Annotated in this window: 19 protein-coding genes; 6 read left to right on the top strand and 13 right to left on the bottom strand. The window is 71.3% G+C overall.

The genetic code is table 11. The annotated features are described in order from the left end of the window. Nucleotide 1: 1 nt before the first annotated feature. The 6 genes from IEY98_RS08345 to IEY98_RS08320 all read right to left on the bottom strand — a co-directional run bounded on the left by IEY98_RS08345 (nt 2) and on the right by IEY98_RS08320 (nt 7,126). Nucleotides 2-490: a type II toxin-antitoxin system RatA family toxin gene (locus IEY98_RS08345; protein WP_189209628.1), complete on the bottom strand. Its 489-nt coding sequence runs from the start codon at nt 488-490 to the stop codon at nt 2-4. After that, nucleotides 490-1,812 carry an aspartate aminotransferase family protein gene (locus IEY98_RS08340; protein ID WP_229786680.1) on the bottom strand — a complete coding sequence of 441 codons (1,323 nt, stop codon included), beginning with the start codon at nt 1,810-1,812 and terminating at the stop codon, nt 490-492. Before IEY98_RS08340 ends, IEY98_RS08345 begins: the two co-directional genes overlap by 1 nt. A 10-nt stretch (nt 1,813-1,822) precedes the next feature. After that, on the bottom strand, nt 1,823-2,962 hold the full coding sequence (locus IEY98_RS08335; RefSeq protein ID WP_189209627.1) for an acyl-CoA dehydrogenase family protein: 1,140 nt from the start codon (nt 2,960-2,962) through the stop codon (nt 1,823-1,825). A gap of 21 nt (nt 2,963-2,983) precedes the next feature. Then, nucleotides 2,984-4,609 (bottom strand): aldehyde dehydrogenase family protein, encoded by a 1,626-nt coding sequence (locus IEY98_RS08330; RefSeq protein ID WP_229786679.1) that lies wholly within the window; start codon nt 4,607-4,609, stop codon nt 2,984-2,986. A 166-nt stretch (nt 4,610-4,775) separates the two neighbouring features. Beyond that, the gene (locus IEY98_RS08325) at nt 4,776-6,188 is read right to left on the bottom strand and encodes an MmgE/PrpD family protein (RefSeq protein ID WP_189209626.1); all 1,413 of its coding nucleotides are present in this window, start codon (nt 6,186-6,188) and stop codon (nt 4,776-4,778) included. Next, on the bottom strand, nt 6,185-7,126 hold the full coding sequence (locus IEY98_RS08320; RefSeq protein WP_189209625.1) for a diacylglycerol/lipid kinase family protein: 942 nt from the start codon (nt 7,124-7,126) through the stop codon (nt 6,185-6,187). The genes IEY98_RS08325 and IEY98_RS08320 overlap by 4 nt, the downstream gene beginning before the upstream one ends. A 170-nt stretch (nt 7,127-7,296) precedes the next feature. Here IEY98_RS08320 and IEY98_RS08315 point away from each other — a divergent pair, with 170 nt between their 5' ends. The 3 genes from IEY98_RS08315 (at nt 7,297) to IEY98_RS08310 (ending at nt 9,590) form a co-directional block, all read left to right on the top strand. Then, nucleotides 7,297-8,298 carry a bifunctional lysylphosphatidylglycerol flippase/synthetase MprF gene (locus tag IEY98_RS08315; protein WP_189209624.1) on the top strand — a complete coding sequence of 334 codons (1,002 nt, stop codon included), beginning with the start codon at nt 7,297-7,299 and terminating at the stop codon, nt 8,296-8,298. Between the two features lie 13 nt (nt 8,299-8,311). Then, nucleotides 8,312-8,443 carry a hypothetical protein gene (locus tag IEY98_RS33055; RefSeq protein ID WP_258904996.1) on the top strand — a complete coding sequence of 44 codons (132 nt, stop codon included), beginning with the start codon at nt 8,312-8,314 and terminating at the stop codon, nt 8,441-8,443. Between the two features lie 79 nt (nt 8,444-8,522). Continuing rightward, a complete protein-coding gene (locus IEY98_RS08310) occupies nt 8,523-9,590 on the top strand; it encodes a fatty acid desaturase family protein (protein WP_189209623.1) in 1,068 nt (355 codons plus the stop codon). A gap of 330 nt (nt 9,591-9,920) precedes the next feature. On the opposite strand, the gene IEY98_RS08305 is transcribed toward IEY98_RS08310, so the two are convergent. Beyond that, nucleotides 9,921-11,090, bottom strand: coding sequence for a saccharopine dehydrogenase family protein (locus IEY98_RS08305; protein WP_189209622.1), 1,170 nt, complete (start codon nt 11,088-11,090; stop codon nt 9,921-9,923). A 166-nt stretch (nt 11,091-11,256) separates the two neighbouring features. On the opposite strand from IEY98_RS08305, the gene IEY98_RS08300 reads away from it, so the two are divergent. Continuing rightward, complete coding sequence (locus IEY98_RS08300; RefSeq protein ID WP_229786678.1) at nt 11,257-12,414, top strand: ROK family transcriptional regulator; 1,158 nt, start codon at nt 11,257-11,259, stop codon at nt 12,412-12,414. 32 nt (nt 12,415-12,446) lie between these two features. Here IEY98_RS08300 and IEY98_RS08295 read toward each other — a convergent pair whose 3' ends face one another. Then, nucleotides 12,447-12,791, bottom strand: coding sequence for a hypothetical protein (locus IEY98_RS08295; protein WP_189209620.1), 345 nt, complete (start codon nt 12,789-12,791; stop codon nt 12,447-12,449). A 136-nt stretch (nt 12,792-12,927) separates the two neighbouring features. On the opposite strand from IEY98_RS08295, the gene IEY98_RS08290 reads away from it, so the two are divergent. After that, nucleotides 12,928-14,208 (top strand): D-alanyl-D-alanine carboxypeptidase family protein, encoded by a 1,281-nt coding sequence (locus IEY98_RS08290; RefSeq protein ID WP_229786677.1) that lies wholly within the window; start codon nt 12,928-12,930, stop codon nt 14,206-14,208. 1,026 nt (nt 14,209-15,234) lie between these two features. On the opposite strand, the gene yhjD is transcribed toward IEY98_RS08290, so the two are convergent. Next, complete coding sequence (gene yhjD / locus IEY98_RS08285) at nt 15,235-16,239, bottom strand: inner membrane protein YhjD (RefSeq protein WP_373292341.1); 1,005 nt, start codon at nt 16,237-16,239, stop codon at nt 15,235-15,237. 32 nt (nt 16,240-16,271) lie between these two features. After that, nucleotides 16,272-17,285: a tryptophan--tRNA ligase gene (trpS, locus tag IEY98_RS08280; protein ID WP_229786676.1), complete on the bottom strand. Its 1,014-nt coding sequence runs from the start codon at nt 17,283-17,285 to the stop codon at nt 16,272-16,274. Nucleotides 17,286-17,457: 172 nt separating this feature from the next. Here trpS and IEY98_RS08275 point away from each other — a divergent pair, with 172 nt between their 5' ends. Next, the gene (locus IEY98_RS08275; RefSeq protein WP_229786675.1) at nt 17,458-18,954 is read left to right on the top strand and encodes a S8 family peptidase; all 1,497 of its coding nucleotides are present in this window, start codon (nt 17,458-17,460) and stop codon (nt 18,952-18,954) included. Between the two features lie 502 nt (nt 18,955-19,456). Here the strand turns inward: IEY98_RS08275 and IEY98_RS08270 are convergent. From IEY98_RS08270 to IEY98_RS08260, 3 genes are all read right to left on the bottom strand, one after another. After that, a complete protein-coding gene (locus tag IEY98_RS08270) occupies nt 19,457-19,630 on the bottom strand; it encodes a hypothetical protein (protein ID WP_189209617.1) in 174 nt (57 codons plus the stop codon). Nucleotides 19,631-19,919: 289 nt separating this feature from the next. Then, nucleotides 19,920-20,231, bottom strand: a complete 312-nt coding sequence (locus IEY98_RS08265) for an SH3 domain-containing protein (protein ID WP_308425861.1) — start codon at nt 20,229-20,231, stop codon at nt 19,920-19,922. Between the two features lie 131 nt (nt 20,232-20,362). Beyond that, nucleotides 20,363-21,583: an NADP-dependent isocitrate dehydrogenase gene (locus IEY98_RS08260; protein WP_189209616.1), complete on the bottom strand. Its 1,221-nt coding sequence runs from the start codon at nt 21,581-21,583 to the stop codon at nt 20,363-20,365. Nucleotides 21,584-21,688: the final 105 nt, after the last annotated feature.

Raw genomic sequence — 21,688 nt, 5'->3', positions numbered from 1 at the left:
GCTACTGGCCGGGCGTTGCCGCGGCGACGGGGGTGAGCGCGAGGCCGCCTGCGAAGCTGACCTCGGGGAAGGAGCCGTCGATGGCCCAGGCCACCGTCTCCCGGATGACCCGCTCGGCGATCGGGTCGAGGATGCCCTCCATGGAGGGGATGCCGAAGTCGAAGTCGCCGTCGAAGCGCACGCGCGTGTCGGCGCCGTCCTGGGTGAACCGCCAGACGCCCTCGAACACGTCGAAGTCGCCGTCCTCCTGCGCGAACTCGACGGTCAGCGCGGCGAGGTCGATCGTCTCGTTCTCCGTCCAGCGCAGGATGCCGCTGCGGAAGTACAGCTCCCAGCTGGAGGACGCCGCGGTCTCCGGCAGGGTCTTGTGCACCTCGGTGGCCCGCACGTGCGGGGCGAGGTCGGGGTAGCGGTCGAACCGGATCAGCGCGCGCAGCACGTCCTCGGCCGTGGCGTTCCGGACGGTGGCTTCCAGGTCTACGTGTCGCATTACTTGCCCTCCGGCGTGTGGGAGTCCGGCATCGTGGCCGAGTTGGTGATGAGGTCGCGGGTGGCCTGGTCCCACGCCGAGAGCAGGGTCTGCACCTCGACGTCGGTGAGGATCGCGGGCGGGGTGAACCGCACGACCGCGCTGCCGGTCATCGAGTGGTTGGCCACGACGCCGTTGTTGAACAGCTCGGTCAGCAGCTCGCCTGCCAGGCCCGGCTCGACCAGCTCGACGCCGATCAGCAGGCCCTGGCCGCGCACGTCCTTCACCAGGTGGCCGATGTTGCGGTAGGCGATGTCGGCGATCCTGGGCAGCAGCTGGGTGCCCAGCTCCATGGCCCTGGTGACCAGCCGCTCCTCCTGCAGCGCCCGGATGGACCCCTTGACGGCGGCCATCAGCACGGGCATCGCCGCGAACGTCCCGGTGTGGACGAACGGGTCCTTGTCGAAGGGCTTGAACGCCTTGCGCGTGGCCACGGCCGCCGACACCGGCATGACGCCGCCGCCGATGCCCTTGCCGGTGAGCAGGACGTCCGGGGTGATCTCCTCCAGGTCGGCGCCCCACCACTCGCCGAGGCGGCCCATGCCGGTCTGCACCTCGTCGAGGATGAGGAACCCGCCGTACTCGCGGACCAGGGACTCGACCTGGCGCAGGTAGCCAGCGGGCGGCAGGATCACGCCCGCCTCGCCCTGCACCGGCTCCAGGATCACCGCGGTCTCGCCCGGGTGCGCCTTGAGCTCGGCCTCCAGCGCGTCGGAGTCGCCGAAGGGGATGTGCGTGAAGTCGGGGATGAGCGGGCGGAACGGGCGCTGGTAGACCTCCTTGGCGGTGGCCGACAGCGCGCCGAGCGACTTGCCGTGGTAGCCGTTGACCATCGACACGGTGTGCTTGAACCCGTTGGCCCTGGCCAGCTTGAGCCCGGTCTCCACGGCCTCGGCGCCGGAGAGCGAGAAGTGCACGCGCTCCAGGCCCTTGGGCACGACCGAGCACAGCATCTCGGCGGCCTCGGCCGCGGTCGGCTCCAGCAGGATGCGGGTGCCCATCGGGTTGGCGGCGAGCTGGCGCTGCACCTCCTCCAGCACGATGGGGTGGCGGGCGCCGAGGATGAACACCCCGTAGCCGCCGCAGTTGAGGAAGCGCTCGCCGTCGGTGGTGGTCATCCACGCGCCGTCGGAGTGCGCCTCGACGTGGCAGCCGAACAGCTCGGCCAGGGTGGCCCGGCCGCGGCTGAGGTGCCTGCGGTAGAGGTCGAGCACGTGCTGCTCGGCCGCGCCGTGGTCGGCGACCGGCGCGTGGGTGGTGTGGCCCTTCGCCATGGCGGTCATCGCGGCCCCCTCAGCCCAGCACCAGCGGCTCGCCGCCGAGGTAGGCGATGAGCGATTCGGCGACCGAGGCCCGCGACGGCGGGTGGAAGGCCAGCGGGCGCACGCCGGAGGCCAGCCGGGCGCTGTCGGCCGAGGTGATGAAGTCCAGCCCGCCCAGCAGCTCCAGCGCGGTCGCGGTGGACTCGGCGATGAGCTGCTGCGCGCCGTAGCGGGCGATGAGCGCGTTGGCGACGGCCTCCTCGCCGTCGACCCCGTCGAGGACCGCGCGGGCGGCGCCCTCCAGCAGCGCGTAGGCCGACTCGACCCGGATGGCGAGCTGGACCTGGTCCTGCGCGCCACCGCGCTTGCGCTCCAGCACCTTCTCCACCAGCGCGCCCGCCGCGCCGACGTACCCGGCCGAGATCAGCAGCTCGAACCAGACGAACCCGGCCAGCTGCAGCGCCTGCATGCGCTCGGGGTCCTCGTCGGTGGTGCGGATCACCAGGTCCTCGGTGATGAACACGTCGGTGAGCCTGACCTCCTCGCTCTCCGCGGCGGCCAGCACGTCGTTGCCCCAGAACGGGTGCGTCGTGATGCCGGGGCTGTCGGCGGGGATCAGCGCCATCGCCAGCTCGGGCTCGCCGGTCGGGCCGGTCACCGCGATGCTGGCGGTCAGGATGTCCATCGACCCGGACAGGCTGCACGGCTTCTTGCTGCCGTTGAGCACATAGCCGCCGTCGACGCGCTCGGCCTTCACCGCGGGGGCGAGGATGTTCTGCTCGGTGCGGCCCTCGGCCCAGCCCGACGCCATGATCCTGCGGTCCGGCACGACCGACTTGAGCACGTCGATCTGCGCGCCGGTCAGCCTGCCCTCGGTGGGCGCGAGGGCGTACAGGGTGGCCGCGGTGAAGTGGTGCATGGTGGCCGCGGCCGCAAGCGACGGCGACAGCGAGCCCAGCGCGCGCATGACCTGCACGGCCTGCACGAGGTCGGCGCCAGCGCCGCCGTGCTCGCGCGGGACGAGCAGCCCGACGCCCTCGTGGGCGCGGAACAGCTCGATCACCGGGCTGCCGGGCTTCTCCCGCTCGGCCCAGGTCAGCTCCTTGAGCGCGCCGACAAGGCCGGGGTGGAACTGCTCGCACACCGCGCGAGCGGCTTCGAGGGTACGCATCTTGTCCTCAGACCTCCGAGATCAGGCACCGTCGAAGACGGCTTGGCGCGGGCGGATACCGGTCGCGACGCTCACGCCCTGCACGTGCGAGGTCTTGAGCATCGGGTAGTTGGCCTCGCCGTAGACGCCGCCGGTCAGACCGGTGCCGCCGTGGCTGGGCAGGTACGGCAGGAAGCCGATGTGCGAGTCGTTGACCTTGAGCAGGCCGCCGTTGACGATCCGCTGCACGAACTGGTCGATGACCTCGTCGGACCGGGCCCACAGCGAGTTGCGCAGGCCGTAGTCGTTGGTGTTGACGAACTCGATGAACGCGTCCAGCAGCTCCGGGTCGGTGGAGGCGTCGGGGACGATGACCGGCAGGAGCGGGAAGAAGGTCTCGTGCTTGACCATGTCCATCTCGCGGGAGGTGTCCAGGCCGTTGACCCGCAGCACGGTCGGCTGCAGGAACACGCCGGTCTCCGACGGGGTGCCGTCGACCTCCATCCGGCCGCCGCCGGAGATCAGCTCGGCGCCGCGCTCGATCGCCTGGCGCTGCAGGGCGAAGAACTTCTCCGCGCGGCGCACCGGCGAGAGCAGCACGTCCTCCTGGTCGGGGTAGCCGGGCTTGACGTCGACGATCTGCGCCTTGATGCGGGCGATCAGCTCGTCGGCGACCTCCGGGTGCACGACGACGCAGTTGGGCACCATGCAGATCTGGCCGGAGCCGTAGAAGCACTCCAGGATCGCCTCGGTGGCCGCGTCGAGGTCGGCGTCCTTCCAGACCACGATGGAGTCGTTGCCCGCCAGCTCCAGGATCGGCTTCTTGCCGTTGGCGATGCAGCGCTCCTGCAGCTTGAGGCCCTCCTCGGAGCCGCCGACGAAGAAGATGTCGTCGACCAGCGGGCTCTCGACCCAGCGGTCGGTGGTCTGCTTCGGGTTGCTGCACAGCGCGTTCAGCACGCCGGGCGGGGCGCCGACCTCCTCAAGCAGCGGGGCGATCAGCTCGCGGCAGAGGTACATCGTGGACAGCGGGATGCTGCGCGGCGCGCGCACGACGACGGCGTTGCCCGCCATCAGCGGCAGCACGGCCAGCGCGGCGGACGGGCCTGCGGCGTTCTGCGGCGGGTTGAAGCACACCACGCCGTCGGGCTGGCGGCGCACGATCAGCCTGCGGTTGCCGTGGTTGAACTCCTTGTGCATCTGCTCGGCGTACCACTCGACGGACTCGCGGCCGTAGAGCTGGTAGAGGCAGCTCAGCTCCCAGCGGGCGAGCTTGACCGGGTGCGACTCGGCGACCAGCAGCTCGAGGAACTCGTCCTGGTTGGCCAGCAGCGTCTCGCGGAACAGCTCGCCGAGGCGCAGGCGGCGCTCCAGCGGCACCCTGGCCCACTCCTTGGCGGCCTCCGCGGCGGCCTGCAGCGACTCGTCGATGTGCGCGGTGGTGGCCACGGCGCAGCGGCCGACGACGTAGCGGTGCCGCGACGCGGCGTCGTCGGGGTCCTTCTCCAGCGCCCGCTTGAGGCTGATGCTGGTGAACACGTCTTCCAGCAGGGAAGCGGCGCTGGTGGTGTAGACCCAGCCGTCACCCGGGACGTCCTTGCCGCCGATGAACAGGTCGTAGCTGCGCAGGGGGGTTTCCCGCGCGGAGTCGGCCGTCCCCCCGGACAACTGGGTGGGATCTCCCTCAAAAAGCATCATCGCATGCCCTTCCCGACAATCAGCGGGGTCTGTGACGATTCCCGGCGACGATTCCCGGCGCGTTCGCCTCGCGCCACGCGATCGACTCTCGCAGGACCGTCTGACCGGCTCCTGACACCGCAGTGATGACGAACGGTCAGCTCAGGGCGGCACGCAGCCAGGACCGCAGTCCCGCGCCGGTCAGCGATTCCAGTTCCACATCGGCCGATTCCGCGCTGCCGCCGCTTTCCCGGAATTTCGCGCGGATCAGCGAGCGGTGCTCCGCGCGCGTTTCGGGCCCGGCCGCGCCGCGCGGAATCGCGCGCTCGCTCGTCAGCGTCTCGCCGGTGTGGAGCCGGACGGTGACGCGGGCCGGGGTCGCCTTGGTCGCGTGCCGGAAGTCACGCTGCCCGCCCTCGGGCGCGGTCAGGCCGAACCTGCGCAGCCACGGCTCGGCGTCGCGGCCCGCCATGCGCAGCGCCGCGCCGAAGGGGGCGTCGGACGCCAGCAGCTCGCGGGTCATCGCCTTGTCCTCGCGCAGGCGCACCTTCTTGGCCAGCGACCACCGCGCCGGGTCCTCTGTGGCCGGACGCTCCAGGTCCGCCGCGGTGAGGTGTCCGGTGAGGAGCGCCGTGGCGACCGGGTAGGCGATGTCCAGGACGAGCGCGCCCAGCGGGGTGTCCGGACCGTCGGCGTACCGGTCGGCGGTGTGCTGGGCCATGAGCGTGTAGGCCGACGCCTCGACGGTCACCTCGGCGATGTCGTCGTCGACGAGCGGGGCCAGCTCCGCGGCGGCGTCCACGGCAGCGTCGATGCCCGGGCCGCCGGGGTGCAGCTTGAACGACAGGGTCTCGGTGTGCCACTGCTCGCCGAGGGCGTGGTCGATCTGGCCGGGCAGCGGGACCTCGGCGAAGCGGGCGAGGAACCCGTCCGGGTGCTCCATCAGGTCGTGGGCGCCGGTCAGGCCAGCGTGGGCGGCGTCGCAGGCGTCCAGGGCGGTGCGGACGGGCACCATCGTGCACAGCAGGCGGGCGTCGCTGGCCAGGAACGCACGCAGCAGCGGCCAGTTCGGCATCGCGAAGGCGAGCGCGAGCGCGTCGGTCCAGCGCTCGGCGTCGGCGTCCTCGGTTGTGAGCCTGCCCGCGACCGCGCCCGCGAGGTGGGTGTGCATCGCGCTCTGCCCGCGCAGCGGGCCCAGGGTCGCCGCCGCGGTGATGCGGGCCGCGCACTCGTTGGCGACGACCACCGCGGTGATGAGGTCCGCGCCGTCGCGGGCGTAGGCCAGGGGGACGGCGACGGTCGAGTTGGAGAGGTGGCCCGCGTACGCGGTGTCGTCCAGGTTGAGCCAGGAGCCCAGCGCGGCCAGGACGCACGCGGCGGCCTTGCGGTCGGGCTGGGTCGGGCCGCCGAATGCGGCCGTCAGCCGGGCCGCGGTCGGATGGCGCGCTCCCGCGCGGATGGCCGCGACCTGGGAGAGCACCTGGCTGGCCGCGTACTCGCGGACCCGGGTCGGGATGTCCTCTGGCCGGACCCCGGCCGCCCACCCGGCCAGAGCGCGCAGTCTGGTCACCAGGCCGGGCCAGCCGCGATCGCCGGGTCCGCCCACACCGGCAGCGCCCCGGGCGCCACGCGCAGGGTCATGCTGGCCGCGGTGTCGGCGATCAGCTCGCCGTCGTGCTCGAAGACCAGCGTCTCGCCGTCGGTCCGCTCGACGCGGATGCGGCTGCCGCGTCCGTAGTAGACACCCGGCTCGCCGAGGTGCCCGCCGGAGCGGATGAGCTCGGGCACGCGCTCCGGCTCGACCTGGCCGCTGACGACGCAGACGTCGAGCAGGCCGTCGGTGAGCTCAGACAGCGGCAGCAGCAGGTACTGGCCGCCGCGGTAGCGCCCGCCGCCGACGTTGGCCAGCACGGTGTCGCCCTCGAAGAGGACCTTGCCGTCGACGGTGACGCGGCCCGGGTAGGGCTTGTGCGCGGAGCAGGCGTCGGCGAGGGCCTTGGCGTAGCGGGCGCGCCCGCTCAGCGGGGTGCGGCGGGCGTAGTCCAGGGCCTCGGCGACGACGCCGGAGCAGGCGCCCAGGCACACCGTCGCGCCGGTCTCGGCCAGCCGGGCGAGGTCGAGCCTGCGGCGCGCGGCCTGGCCGGTGAACACCGCCCGCACCGCCTCGGCCCAGGGCCGCTCGCCCCAGAGCATCCGGTAGACGGAGTTCCCGGTGCCGCCGGGGACGACCAGCAGGGTGGCCGTGCTCGTGCCCGCCATGCCCTCGACGACCTCGCGGACGGTGCCGTCGCCGCCGACCACGACCACCAGGTCCGGCGGCCTGCGCTCGGCCAGGGCGCGCTGCACGCTCTCGGTGGCGTCGCCCTTGGCGGTGGTGATGTGCAGCTCGGACTCGGCGTGCGCGGCGCACGCGTCGCGCACCGCGGCCAACAGCGGCCCGCGCGCGCTGCCCGCGGTCGGATTCGCGATCACCAGCACGTGGCCGGTGTCCGACAGTGGACCGCTCATGCGACTGCTCCCCGCGCGTGTGACCCGGCCGCCGGTCGGCGCCCGACACCGACGATCCCCAGTGGTTCTGACCAGCTGCTGATGGGCTCCTGACAGCGCCTTTCCCAGCTATATCCCCGGTGTTCTACTTGGCGGGCCTCGCCGACGAACCGCAGAAAGGGGTGCCAGGCGTGACCAGCACAGTGAGCAGGACCGAGATCCCGGCGCTGGACGCGATCCGGGCGTACACACAGGCCGAGAACCCCTCCGCCTTCCTCACGCTCAACGCCGGAACCGCGACGTTCACCAGCCCGGGCGTCCCGGGCGCGGTGGCCTACCGGCGTGCCGGGAACTACCTCGTCCAATTCGGCGGCGTGTTCGCCCCGCCGGAGGACTACGACCGCCTGCTGGCGGCCTTCACGGACTTCGCCCGGTCCCAGGACTGCAAGGTGGTGTCGGTCCAGCTCCAGCGCCACGACGCGGAGATCTACGCCCGCCACGGGTTCACCGTGAACCAGATCGGCGCGTCGTGGGCGGTGTCGCTGCCGGAGTTCACCCTGCGCGGCACCCGCTTCATGCAGCTGCGCAACAAGATCTCGCGCGCGTTCCGCAACGGGCTGGTCGTCGAGGAGGTCGACGCCACCCACTACGCGGGCTCCATCACCGAGATCGACCGCGCCTGGCTCGGCGCCAAGGGCGACGGCGCGCACCAGCTGGAGTTCCTCGTCGGCGAGATCGGCGGCGACGGCCAGCCGTACCGGCGGCTGTTCGTCGGCTCGATCGAGGACAAGCCGGTCGGCTACATCTCCTACTCGCCGGTGTACGGCACCCGCCACGGCTGGATGCACGACCTGTCCCGGCGCATCCCGGAGACCTCGCCCGGCCTGATGGAGGCCATCAACTCCGTCGCCATCGAGCAGTTCCGCGCCGAGGGCGTGCCGTGGCTGCACTTCGGCTTCACCCCGTTCACCGGGCTGGACGCCACCCAGGAGCTGCCCGGCTTCAACCGCGGCTACCAGTGGCTGATGCACGCGCTGTTCGCCCAGGGCGGCGACCTGTACCCGGCGCAGAGCCAGTTGGCGTACAAGCAGAAGTGGGCGCCGACGCTGGTGATCCCGGAGTACATCGCCTTCCCCGACCGCGCGTCCCTGCACGCCTTCGCCCACGTCTTCCGCGCCTGCGGCGCCTTCTGAGGGAGCACGACCCATGTCCACTGAGGAACTGATGCAGGCCACCGTCGGCGCGCTGATGGGCATCTTCGGCGCCCCGGACGACCCGGAGGTCGCCGAGGCGGCGGACGACACGCTCGCCGCCCTGCACGAGGCCCTCGCGGGCTGATCACCGCAGGGTCAGCCCCGGATCAGCCCGGGCCGCCACGCTGGCCCCGCCTCCGTCGTCATCGCTAAGGAGTCACGGCATGCAGTCCACGCAAGTCAGCACCACCACGCCTGATCCGGATGTGCGGCAGGCCAACACGGGCTCGGCCTCGTTCACCGAGCTGCTCCGCCGGGTCAAGGCGGAGGGCCTGCTGGACCTGCAGGCGGGCTGGTACTACCGGCGGATCTCGGTCAACCTGGCGATGCTGGGCCTCGGCATCGCCGCGTTCTTCGTCCTGGGCGACACCTGGTGGCAGCTCGTCAACGCCGTCTGGATCGGCGTGTGGTGCGCGCAGGCGTCGTTCATGTTCCACGACGCCGGCCACAAGTCGATGTTCCGCGCCCGGTCGTCGGCGACCGTGGTGGGGTACACGCACGCGAACCTGATCAACGGGTTCTCGTACGGCTGGTGGGTCAACCACCACAACCGCCACCACAGCCACCCCAACCACCTGTCCCTCGACCCGGACATCGGCCGCCGCACGGCGATCTTCGACATCAAGCAGTACGGCACGCGCACCCGGGTGGGCCGGTTCATCGTCCGGCACCAGTCGGTCCTGTTCTTCGTGCTGCTGACGCTCGAGTCGTACAAGATGCAGAAGACGGCGTGGAAGATGATCCTGCGCCGGGAGGTCAAGAACCCGGCGCTGGAGGCCGGTCTGATCGTCCTGCGCCTGGCGGTCTACCTGACGTGCGCGTTCCTGGTCCTGTCCCCGGGCCTGGCGATCGCCTTCCTGCTGATCCAGCAGGCCGTGATGGGCGTCTACTTCGGCATGATCTTCGCCCCGAACCACAAGGGCATGGAGATCCGCGACGGCGATGAGGAGACCCTCGACTGGCTGGAGCGGCAGGTGCTGACCTCCCGCAACATCAACCCGTCCCCGCTGATCGACTTCATGTACGGCGGGCTGAACTACCAGATCGAGCACCACCTGTTCCCGTCCATGCCCCAGGGTTCCCTGGCCCGGGCGCGGGAGCTGACCATGGAGTACTGCGCCGAGAAGGGCATCCCCTACGTGGAGATGGGCTTCTGGGCGTCCTACAAGGAGGTCGCCACCTTCCTCCACGACGTGAGCGCCCCCGCGCGTCGCGGTGAAGTGACGGTCTGACCCTTCTCCCGAAGGCTCCCGCCCTCTACGGAGGGCGGGAGCCTTCGTCGTTATCCGCTCGCTTCCCCCTGCCCGGCGGGTCATCCTCGCCACGGCTCCGTCGGCCATCCGACGGCGGTGGCGTTCGGATACCTCAACCTTCAGGGCCTCGGTACAAGGAGGACGCGCACTGGGGCCTGTTCCACTACCTCCTCGACGGCCACCACAAGACCGCGGCGGCGGTGGGCGGTCGAGTCCGCCTGCTGACCTTCGTCTCGGCCGACCGCTCCGCCGCGACCCCTGGCGCCCTCCGCCGACTGCCCGGAATCCTCGCGCGCGCCGGTTGAGGCGTCAGCTCTCCAGCACGGTGAAGGCGATCCCGGCCTTGATCAGCCGGTCCAGCAGCGCGTCGCCCATGGCGACCGCGGTGGTCACCTGGCCGGAGGTCGCGGGCAGGTCGTCGAACGCCAGACACAGCGCGGATTCGGCGAGCATCTTCGCCGTCTCGTCGTACCCCGGGTCGCCGCCGCTGACCTCCGTGACGATCCGCTTCCCCTCGCCCTTCGCGTCGAAGCGGACCTTGAACCACGACCGCGCGCGCTTCTCCGGAGACGGCCCGTCCCCCGGCTTCTTGCGGTTCAACAGCCAGTTGCGGGTGAACGGGATCTGCGCCAGCCCGAACAACACCCCGACCCCGCCCACAAGCCCCAACGCCGTAGGCAAGCGCCGCAAGGCGATGTAGTGCCCATAGGTGAAGTCCGGCCCATACGACGCCAACTCCCGCGCCGACCGCAGCACGATCTGCGGATCGACGGTCGGCGCGGGCAGCGCCCACCACCCGAAGGCCGACCGGTGCGGCCGCCCCGCACCCCGCACCCGACGCCCCGACTGCCGCGTCTCCAGGGCACGCCGCTCCTTCGCCACCGCCGCGCTCTCCCGCAGCCTGCTGAACGCGGTGATCGCCGAGTGGTACGTCCCGCCGGAGAAGTCCGCCGACGCCCGCACGAAACCGTCCACCGACACCGGCCCGGACGCCCCCAGCTCGCGAACCGTGTAGTAGACGCCCAAGTCGTACGGGATCGAGTCGAACCCGCAGGCGTGCACCAGACGGGCGCCGGACGCGACCGCGGTCGCGTGGTGGCGCACATACGTCCGGTCCACGAACTCCGGTTCCCCGGTCAGGTCCACGTAGTCCGTCCCCGCCGCCGCGCAGGCCGCCACGAGGGGATCGCCGTACGCCACGTACGGCCCCACCGTCGTGATCACGACCCGGGTCGCGGACGCGACCGCGGCCAGGGACGCGGCGTCGTTCACGTCCGCGGTCAGCAGGTCCATCGACGCCAGCGCGGGGTTGATCGACGCCAGCCGCGACCGCACCCCGGCGAGCTTCGCCTGGTTGCGGCCCGCGAGGGCCCAGCGGCAGTCCGCGGGGGCGTGCCGGGCGAGGTATTCGGCGGTCAGCTCGCCGGTGAAGCCGGTAGCCCCGAACAGGACGATGTCGTACTCACGGCCGGTAGGCATGGCCCGACATTACCCACGGGTAACCATGCGCGAAACCCGTCGGCACTATTGGCAAGAATCGATCAAAAGTCGTCCCACCTATGGCGAAGTTCCGGCGAATCTCGCACGAACCGCGCTACACTTCGGTCAGCCCAGGGCGGCTGGGCCCGGACGAGGAAAGAGCGACGTGCAGATCTCCCCCTCCGCATCTCCCGGCGAGCTGCTGCGGCTGCTGCGCGACGGGCAGGCCCGCACCCGCGCCGAGCTGGTCACCGAGACCGGCCTGGCCCGCTCGACCGTCCGCGCGCGGCTGGACTCGCTGGTCGACGCGGGCCTGGTGACCGACAGGGGCAACGGCGCGTCCACCGGCGGGCGGCCCGCCAGCCGGTTCGTCTTCAACGCCCGCTCCCGCCTGGTCCTGGCCGCCGAGGTCGGCGCGACCCACGCCACCGTCGCGGTCACCGACCTCGCGGGCGAGCCGCTGACCACCGAGCGCCTCGCCCTGGACATCGCCGACGGCCCCGACGCCGTGCTGGGCCTGCTCACCAAGACCTGGCGCGCGCTCGTCACCCCGCTGGGCACGCCCGTCGCAGGCGTCGGCATCGGCCTGCCCGGCCCGGTCGAGCACTCCACGGGCCGCCCCACCAACCCGCCGATCATGCCCGGCTGGAACGGCTACGACGTGCCCGCCCGCGTGGCCGCCGACTTCGACGTCCCCGTCCTGGTGGACAACGAGGTCAACCTGATGGCCCTCGGCGAGCACGCCCGCTGCCACCCCGACGAGCAGCACATGATGGTCGTCAAGGTCGCCACCGGCATCGGCGCGGGCCTGATCAGCAACGGCGAGCTGCACCGAGGCGCGGTCGGCGCCGCGGGCGACCTCGGCCACATCCTCGCCCCCGGCGCGGGCGACGCGCCCTGCCGCTGCGGCAACACCGGCTGCCTCGAGGCCGTCGCCAGCGGACCGGCCGTGGCCGCCCGGCTCAGCGAGGCGGGCATCGAGGCCACCACCAGCGCCGACGTCGTCGCGCTCGTGCAGTCCGGCAACCCGGTCGCCGGGCAGGCCGTGCGCCAGGCCGGGCGCGACATCGGCGAGGTGCTCGCGGGCTGCGTCAGCCTGTTCAACCCGTCGCTGATCGTCATTGGCGGGTCGCTGTCCAACGCGGGCGAGATGCTGCTCGCGGGCGTGCGCGAGGCCATCTACCGCCGGTCGCTGCCGCTGGCCACCGAGCACCTGCGGATCGTGCCGTCGCAGACCGCGGACAACGCCGCCATGCTCGGCGCCGCCGCCATGGTCGTCCAGCACGCGCTGTCGCCGGTCGTGCTGGACCGCCAGCTGGCCTGATCCCCGATCGGCTGAACGGCGACTACCGGCCGTCAGGTCCAGAAGACGGCCAGGCCGACGTTGACCACCACCAGCGCGCCCAGCGTCGGCCCGACCCACTTCGGCAGCGGGGCCTTGCGCAGGAACGCGAACGCGATGCCCGCGATCGCCACCAGCACCAGGGTCTTGATCCCCAGCTTCATGTGGTTGTAGTCGGTGTCGGTCAGCGACGCGGTCGCGATCAGCGCGACACCGGTGACCAGCTGCAGACCCGCGCCGTGGAGCCAACCCGGGTTGAGCGCGCCGTCCTTCGCGCGTAGCTGGATCAGGAAGGTGCCCACGAGCAGACCCATGCCCAACAGGTGCAGGAAGACCAGCAGCAGTCGCACGAACTCCACGTCGCGCCCCTTCCAGATCGCGGGATCTCGCCGACAGCAGTGTCACACCCGCCCCGACCGGCGCGGACACCGGGCGCGCCCGTGTGGGTGACAGGCCGGATAGGGCCCTGATCGTGGCGGGTTCTACCCTGGCCGGGTGCGCTTCGCAGCCCGCGGGACCGTCGCCGCCCTCCTGGCCCTGCTCACCGCCGCCCCCGCGGCGGCGCAGCCCGCCACGGGCGAGCCGCTGATGCAGACCAGCGCCCAGTGCCGCAACCACGACCGGCCGCCGCCCGCCATCGACACCTCCGAGGAGCCCAAGCCCGGGGATCCGTCGCCGACGCCGCTGCCGGTGCCGCCGGAACCCGTCGGCGGGACGCGGATGGGCGAGTGCGGCCTCGTGCTGCCGCCCGAGGCCCCGGCGCTGCCGGGCGCGGTCAACGCGGCCGCGTGGATCATCACCGACGTCAGCTCGGGCACGGTGCTGGCCGCCAAGGACCCGCACGCGCGCGAGCGGCCCGCGTCGCTGATCAAGATGCTGCTGGCCATCACCGCGGTGCGCGAGCTGCGGCCGGAGCAGATCGTGGTCGGCACGCCCGAGGACGCCCAGCAGGAGGGCTCCCGCGTCGGCATCGGCCCCGGCGGGGAGTACACCGTCGACCAGCTGCTGCACGCCCTGCTGATGCGCTCGGGCAACGACGTCGCCCACGCCCTGGCCCGCGCCCTCGGCGGCGTGCCGGTCGCGCTGGAGAAGATGAACGCCCTCGCCCGCGAGCTCGGCGCCCTCGACACCCGCGCGGCCACCCCGTCGGGCCTGGACGGGCCCGGGATGAGCACGTCGGCCTACGACATCGCGCTGATCTTCCGCGAGGGCATGGAGCACGCCGAGATCGCCAAGGCCCTCCGCACCCGCTCGCTGACCTTCCCCGGCCACAGCGACACCGGCTCGTTCGAGATCTACAACGACAACAAGCTGTGGGACGAGTACGAGGGCTTCACCGGCGGCACGGCGGGCTTCACCGACTCCGCCCGCCACACCTACCTCGGCAGCGCCGAGCGCGACGGCCGCCAACTCGCGGTGGTCCTCCTGCGCGGCGAACCCAACCCCGACCCCCTGGCAGGCCAGGGCGCACTCCTGCTGGACTACGGCTTCGCCTTGGTCGACGCAGGCCGCAAACCCGTCGGCGAACTCGTCACCGGCGCCCCCGACGCCCAACCCAAACCCGACGGCAGCGTAGGCAGCGTCCCGGTCACCGAACCCCCCGCAACCGACGGCGAGGACCACCAGACCGCAACGGGCCCAGACACCGAACGCTCAGCCTTCGGCACGTACGGCATGCCCCTGGTGGTGGCCGCGGGCCTGGGCATCCTGGTAGCCCTGGCCCTGTTCCTCCGCAAAAAACGCGCCGCCCGAGCCCGAGCCGCCCGCACAGCCTGACGATGGCCGCTGGGCAGACCCTCTGTCCAGCACCCCTTCCCCCCTTAGCCGTCCCTCACCCCCAGCCCGCCCCCTCCGCGCCGGCCCGTCCCATCCGCGCCAGCCCGCCACCGCCCCGCACCCGCAAGCGGCCCCGGGCCAAACCGCACCCCTGCCCGACTGCCGTTTCACCCTCCGCCGCTCGGCCCGCTCCACGGCCCTGCCGCTCGCTCGGTCCTGCTCTGCCCCTTGCCGCTCTGTCGCTCGGGCACCCTCGGCCGCCTGCCGCCAACCCCCTTGTCCGCCGCTTGGCCCACTGCCGCACAGCCCTCGGCCGCCCTGCCATCCGCCGCTCAGTCCCGCTGGTGGCTCTGCCGCTCTGCTCTGACGCGCCCTGCCACTAACCGCTCGTTGCCCTGCCGTTCTGCCTCCGCCGCGCTGACGACCAACCCTCCGCCTCCGCACGACCCTCCACCGCCCACCCCAGCCCGACCGGACCCGCCGCCGCTCGCGCCGACCTGCCCCGACCACCCGCACCTGTCGCCGGCCACCTGTCGCCCGGCCACCTGTCGCCCGGCCACCTGTCGCCCGGCCACCTGTCGCCCGGCCACCTGTGCCTCCGCCGCGCTGGCGACCAACCCTCCGCCCCCGCACCCCTCCGCCGCCCAAACGAGCCCGACCGGACCCGCCGCCGTCAGCGCCAGCCTGCCCCGACCGCCCGGTCACCTGCCGCTAGGCCGCCTGCCTCCGCCACCCTGGCGACCAACCCTCCGCCTCCGTACGACCCCACCGCCCACACCAGCCCGACCGGACCCGCCGCCGCCCGCGCCAGCCTGCCCCGACCGCGCAGCCGCCTGCCGCTCGGCCGCCCGTGCCTCCGCCACCCTGCGCTCCGCCACCCCCTGCTCTGCCGCTCGGCCGCTCACCACTCGGCCGCCCAACCGCTCTGCCTCCGCCGCACTGCCGCTCCGGCCCCCACCCGCCAGGCTGCGAGTTACCCACTCCCCGTCAGCCGCTCCACAACCCCCGACCCCGCACCCCCAGCCGCTACCGTCGCCTGCCGAGGACCAGGCCCAGCAGTGCGCCCGCTCCCAGGAGGCTCGCCGTCTGCTTGGCGTTCGGGCGGTTGGCGACGGTGACCATCGGGCGGATCACCGCGGGCGGCGGGGGCGGGATCGGCTCGTCGACCATGTTCTCCTTGGCCGTGGCCGCCCACGCCGTCACGTAGAGCAGGAAGCGGGCCACCAGGTTCGCGAAGACCAGCAGACCGACGATCGGGCCGACCAGGCTGCCGAGCGGGCCGCCGAGGACCGAGTTCAGGTAGATCGTCCCGATCAGCTTCAGGATCTCGAACCCGATCGCCGCGGCCAGGGCGCCGCGCATCGCGGTGCGGGCGCTCACCGGCTTGCGGGGCAGGCGGGCGATCACCCAGAGGAAGATCAGCCAGTTGGCCGCCAGCGACAGGGCCGTCGTGACGCAGAAGAGGAGCACCCTCGCCCATCCGGCCTCACCCAGGCCTACCCAATTCAACAACAAATCCGCCAGACCGCTGCCCGCCGCGCTGAGGCCGAAGGACAGGGCGATCGCCACGCCGAGGCCGAGCAGGGCGAGCAGGTCCATGAGCCTGCCCTTGAGGAACGGCCGGTCCTCGTGCTTCTGCCCCCACTGCGCCGTCAGGGCGTCGCGCAGGTTGCTCATCCAGCCGAGACCGGTGTACGCGGCGGTGAGCAGACCGATGATGCCGACCCGCCCGCGCTCCTCGACGGCCGCCTTGACCAGGTCCGTCAGCAGCCCGCGCAGGTTCTCCGGCGCCGCCGAGGTGATGCTCTCCTGCAGGGAGCGCAACAGGTCCGGCTGGCCCGCGAGGACGAAGCCGAGCACGGCGAAGGAGATCAGCAGCAGCGGGAACAGCGACAACACGCTGAAGTACGTGATCGACGCGGCGAAGTGGTTGCCGTAGCGATCGGTGAACGCCTCGTTCGCGCGGAACAGGTGATCGATCCACGGGCGCCTGCGGAGCCGGGCCACCAGCGACTCTTTCTCGTCGGTCACCCACAAAACCTAGGTGCCGCCGCGGCCGCCCGCTACTTGAGGAAGCCGACCCGGTCGTAGACCCTCGCCAGCGTCGCCGCGGCGACCTCCCTGGCCCGCTGCGCGCCCGAGGCGAGGATCTTGTCGAGTTCGGCCGGATCGTCCATATAGGACTTGACGGTGTCGCGCACCGGGCCGGCGAAGTCGGCGACGGCCTCGGCGAGGTCCTTCTTCAGGTCGCCGTAACCCTTGCCGTCGTAGGCGTTCACGAGATCGTCGACCGTGCGGCCGGTGAGCGCGGAGTAGATGCCGAGCAGGTTGCTCACGCCCGGCTTGGCCTCCGGGTCGAACCGGATCTCGCGCTCGGCGTCGGTCACCGCGGAGCGGATCTTCTTCGCCGAGACCTTCGGGTCGTCCAGCAGTTCGACGATGCCGCCGGGGCTGGACGCGGACTTGCTCATCTTCGCCTGCGGCTCCTGCAGGTCGTAGATCTTGGCGGTGTCCTTGAGGATGTAGGGCTCCGGCAGCGGGAACGTCTTGCCGAAGCGGGTGTTGAAGCGCTGCGCGAGGTCGCGGGTCAGCTCAAGGTGCTGGCGCTGGTCCTCGCCGACCGGCACGAACTCCGGCCGGTACACCAGGATGTCGGCGGCCTGCAGGATCGGATAGGTGAACAGCCCGACGCTGACCATGCCGCCCTGCTTGGCCGACTTGTCCTTGAACTGCGTCATCCGGCCCGCCTCGCCGAAGCCGGTCAGGCACTGCATCACCCAGCCCAGCTCGGCGTGCTCGGGCACCTGGGACTGGACGAACAGCGTCGTGCGGGCCGGGTCGAGACCAAGCGCCAGCAGCTGCGCCGCCGAGACCCGGGTGCGCTTGCGCAGCAGCTTCGGGTCGTGCTCGACGGTGATCGCGTGCAGGTCGGCGATGAAGTAGAACGCGTCGTGGGTGTCCTGCAGCGCGACCCACTGGCGGACCGCGCCCAGGTAGTTGCCCAGGTGGAACGAGTCGGCGGTGGGCTGGATGCCCGACAGCACGCGCGGCCTGCGCTCGGTGTTCTCGGTCGACACGTGTCCGATTGTCCCAGGCAGGGCATGGCCCGCCCCGGTCGGGTGAGGTTCTGGGCCATCCGGTGGATTGCCGCCTAGGGTCATGCGGTGGCAGGTTCGCGTGCGGCCGATCCGCCGCCTGACCGGCACGGATGGGCCAGACAACGACGTCACGGTGTTCGGAGGTATCTCAGTGCGAAAACGATCCCGTTTCCTGGGTGCGGCCGCGGTCATGGCCTGCGCGGCGGGACTGGTCTCGTCGGTCGGCGCGCCCGCGGCGGCGGCGCAGGCCGACGGACCCGAGGCGCACTTCGTCGTGCTCGGACCGCAGAACGCCGAGGGCCTGTCCCGGGTCGAGCAGGCGGTGCGCGACGCGGGCGGCACCATCGTGCAGAGCTGGCCGCAGATCGGCGTGATCGTCGCCGCCTCGCCCAGCGCGGACTTCGCCTCGGTCGTGCGGACCAAGCCCGGCGTGCAGGGCGCGGGCGCGACGCAGAACCTCGCCGAGCTGGCCCAGCCCGCGCTGGCCGCTGGCGGTCTGGAGTCCCGCGCGCTGGAGGCGACCACCGACGTCGTCGCCGCGGGCGCGCCCGGCACCGAGTCCGCCTCCGGCGACCCGATGAGCGTCAGCCAGTGGAACCTGCGGGCGATCGGCGCCGACGAGGCGCACAAGATCAGCGGCGGCAGCGCCGACGTGCTGGTGGGCGTCCTGGACTCCGGCATCGAGGCCAGCCACCCCGACCTCGCGCCGAACGTCGACGCTGCCAACTCCGTCGGCTGCACCGACCGCGGCGTGCCGAACACCGACCCGGCCGCGTGGGCCCCGACCACCAGCGACCACGGCACCCACGTCGCGGGCATCATCGGCGCGGCGCGCAACGGCGTCGGCGTGGTCGGTGTGGCGCCCAATGTCAAGATGGCCTCTATCAAGGTCGTCAACGACGCGGGCTACATCTACCCGGAGTACGCGATCTGCGGGTTCGTGTGGGCGGCCGAGCACGGTGTCTCCGTCACCAACAGCTCGTACTTCATCGACCCGTGGTACCTGTGGTGCCACGACGACGTCGACCAGCACGCGGTGGCCGTGGCCGTGACGCGGGCGATCGACTACTCGGCGCGCCGCGGCGTGGTGAACGTTGCCGCCCTGGGCAACAGCAATTGGGACCTCTCGCACACGATCCTGGACGAGGGCAGCCCCAACAACGGCACCCCGGTGACCCGCGAGGCGGGCAACCAGTGCGTGAAGCTCCCCGCCGAGGTCCGCGGCGTGGTGGGCGTGTCGTCGACCGGTGTGGAGAACCGCAAGTCGTTCTTCTCCAACTACGGCATCAGCGAGACCCAGGTGGCCGCCCCCGGCGGCGACTCCCGGCAGATCCCGGACACCCCGGACGCCAACGGCCGCATCCTGTCGACGGTGTTCAACGGCGGCTGGGGCTACAAGCAGGGCACCTCGATGGCCGCCCCGCACGCCGCGGGCGTCGTCGCCCTGATCCGCTCGACCCACCCGGACTGGAGCGCGAACCGCACGATCGTCGAACTCCAACGCGACGCCGACCGCATCGCCTGCCCGGCGGGCAAGGTCTACGACCCGGACGGCACCGGCGCCTGGCTGGCCACCTGCCAGGGCGGCACCTCCGGCCGAGGCTTCTACGGCTCCGGCCTGATCGACGCCCTGGACGCAGTCCGCTAACCGGCCCGACTGCCGCCAAGCCCGACGGCTGCCAAGCCAGGCCGCTGCCAAGCCAGGCCAAGCCAGGCCACTGCCAGGTCCGCCTGCAACCAACAGTTCTACCTGCCCGTCCCGCCCACCCTGACCGACAAGCCCGACTGGCGGCCCCGCCCCTCGTGGTTCACCGCAGGCCCGCGGGCCAACCCAGCTGAAGATCGGGACTGACGACAGCAGCCCCGGCGATTCGGATGTTCACATCATCCGAATCGCCGGGGCTTCTACATCCAGATGACGCGACCATCCGAACTAGCATTCAGATGATCTGACCATCGGGATGGTCTCATCATCTGAAGTGGCTCGGGGAACGATTGCGATGGAACCGGGGCAGCGATTGAGGCTTGGCGTTGGTCACATCATCCAGATGATTAGGGCATCTGGAATGCGAGTTCGGATGATCTCGACATTCAGATGGTCTTATCATCCGGATGATCTGAACATATGATCAGATCATTTGGAGCTGGGGTCAGCTGTGTGAGCGCTCGTCCGCTACCACGGGGACGCGGGGGGCCGGAAGGGGGACGGCCTTGGTGGCCACGCGCCTGCGGCGCAGTAGGCCCAGCAGCAAACCACCGCCGCCGAGTGCGACCGCGATGCTCCCGACCAGCACGCCGCCCTCGCTGACGGTTGCCGCCGTCACCTGGGCGAGCGTGGCCGATACGCCTGACACCGTTGCACCGTCCCTCTATTGGGCTAAGCACCGCTGTGGACCGGAAGAAAAGCTACCGACTGTGTCAACAGCGGAGACCCACATTGGTGAAGATCGCCCGCTGGCGTCGCCGAGCGTATCTCTCGATGCGGTGAACGGTCCCCCGGGGTAGTGGATCTACACCCGGGCCGATGGTGTAGCTCAGTAGCCGTGGCCGAGCAAGTAGCTCAGCAGCCATAGCCGGGCAGGGGCTCCTCAGCAGCCGTAGCCGGGCAGGGGCTCAGCAGTCGTGGCCGGGCAGGGGCTTGAGGAACTCCTCGGCGGCCCAGCGGTCCTGCGCGAGCTTGCGGAAACCGTTCTCGACGGCCTTGTCGGCCACGGTCTCCGCACCCATGTTGAACTTGCCCACGATCTCGGACTTGACATCCGGTTTGGCGCGCACGTTGAGCACGTCGGCGGTGACGATCACCTTGCACGCGCCCTCGCCGCCGGTCGGGGCGGTTTCGCCGTTGGGGGGCTCCATGCCCATCGAGTACACGAGCGCGACGACAGCGACACCGCCGATGAGCAGGGCCCGCTTCGGCACCAACACGTCAGCACACTCCCCGTACGGCGGATTCCGACGAATCCCACGGTGGCCCAAGCCCGGCGGCGGCGACAACCCGTGTCACCCGAAAAGGCCCCCGCCGGAGCACGTCCGGCGGGGGCCCCGTCAGCGGCGGATCAGCCCGCCATGGCCTTCTGCAGGTTCTCGTCGAGGGTGTTCAGGAACTCCTCGGTCGTCTGGTACGGCTGGTCCTTGCCGATCAGCAGCGCCAGGTCCTTGGTCATCTTGCCGCTCTCGACGGTGGAGATGATGACCCGCTCCAGCGTCTCGGCGAACCCGACGACCTCGGGCGTGCCGTCGACCTTGCCACGGTGGGCAAGACCCCGGGTCCAGGCGAAGATCGAGGCGATCGGGTTGGTCGAGGTCGGCTTGCCCGCCTGGTGCTGGCGGTAGTGCCGGGTGACGGTGCCGTGCGCGGCCTCGGCCTCGACGGTCTTGCCGTCCGGGGTCATCAGCACGGAGGTCATCAGGCCCAGCGAGCCGAAGCCCTGGGCGACCGTGTCGGACTGGACGTCGCCGTCGTAGTTCTTGCACGCCCAGACGTAGCCGCCCTCCCACTTGAGCGCCGCGGCGACCATGTCGTCGATCAGGCGGTGCTCGTAGGTCAGGCCCTTGGCCTCGAACTCGGCCTTGAACTCCGCGTCGAACACGGCCTGGAAGATGTCCTTGAAGGCGCCGTCGTAGGCCTTCAGGATCGTGTTCTTCGTGGACATGTAAACCGGGTAGTTGCGCTGCAGGCCGTAGGAGAACGAGGCCCGGGCGAAGTCCTCGATGGACTTGTTGAAGTTGTACATGCCCATGACGACGCCGCCGTCCTCGGGCATCCGCACGACCTCGTGCTGGATCGGCTCGGAGCCGTCGGCCGGGGTGTAGGTGATCGTCACCGTGCCCGCGCCCGGGACCTTGAAGTTCGTCGACTTGTACTGGTCGCCGTGCGCGTGACGGCCGATGATGATCGGCTTGGTCCAGCCGGGGACGAGCCGGGGGATGTTCTTGATGATGATCGGCTCGCGGAAGACCACGCCGCCGAGGATGTTGCGGATCGTGCCGTTGGGCGAGATCCACATCTTCTTCAGGCCGAACTCCTCCACCCGGGCCTCGTCCGGGGTGATGGTGGCGCACTTGACGCCGACGCCGTGCTGCTTGATGGCGTTCGCGGCGTCGATGGTGACCTGGTCCTCGGTGGCGTCGCGGTGCTCGATGCCCAGGTCGTAGTAGTCCAGGTTGATGTCCAGGTACGGGTGGATCAGCTTGTCCTTGATGAACTGCCAGATGATCCGCGTCATCTCGTCGCCGTCGAGTTCGACGACGGTTCCCTGGACCTTGATCTTGGCCATGAGCCGCGATGCTCCTCTCGCCTGTGGTCTGCCCGCGCTAAACGGTACAAGCGTACTGGTAGCGGGCCGTCGGGGGCACCCGTGTGGGCACTGTCACCGCCCGGC

The organism is Actinokineospora fastidiosa (assembly GCF_014648415.1).
Lineage (GTDB): Bacteria > Actinomycetota > Actinomycetes > Mycobacteriales > Pseudonocardiaceae > Actinokineospora > Actinokineospora fastidiosa.
Note: the sequence above shows the minus strand (reverse complement) of the source record. Positions and strands in the feature narration are given on the sequence as shown.

Excerpts from the sequence above, each read along its gene's own strand:
- IEY98_RS08345 (WP_189209628.1), bottom strand. The coding sequence starts at position 490 with ATGCGACACGTAGACCTGGAAGCCACCGTCCGGAACGCCACGGCCGAG.
- IEY98_RS08340 (WP_229786680.1), bottom strand. The coding sequence starts at position 1,812 with ATGACCGCCATGGCGAAGGGCCACACCACCCACGCGCCGGTCGCCGAC.
- IEY98_RS08335 (WP_189209627.1), bottom strand. The coding sequence starts at position 2,962 with ATGCGTACCCTCGAAGCCGCTCGCGCGGTGTGCGAGCAGTTCCACCCC.
- IEY98_RS08320 (WP_189209625.1), bottom strand. The coding sequence starts at position 7,126 with ATGAGCGGTCCACTGTCGGACACCGGCCACGTGCTGGTGATCGCGAAT.
- IEY98_RS33055 (WP_258904996.1), top strand. The coding sequence starts at position 8,312 with ATGTCCACTGAGGAACTGATGCAGGCCACCGTCGGCGCGCTGATGGGC.
- IEY98_RS08310 (WP_189209623.1), top strand. The coding sequence starts at position 8,523 with ATGCAGTCCACGCAAGTCAGCACCACCACGCCTGATCCGGATGTGCGG.
- IEY98_RS08305 (WP_189209622.1), bottom strand. The coding sequence starts at position 11,090 with ATGCCTACCGGCCGTGAGTACGACATCGTCCTGTTCGGGGCTACCGGC.
- IEY98_RS08260 (WP_189209616.1), bottom strand. The coding sequence starts at position 21,583 with ATGGCCAAGATCAAGGTCCAGGGAACCGTCGTCGAACTCGACGGCGAC.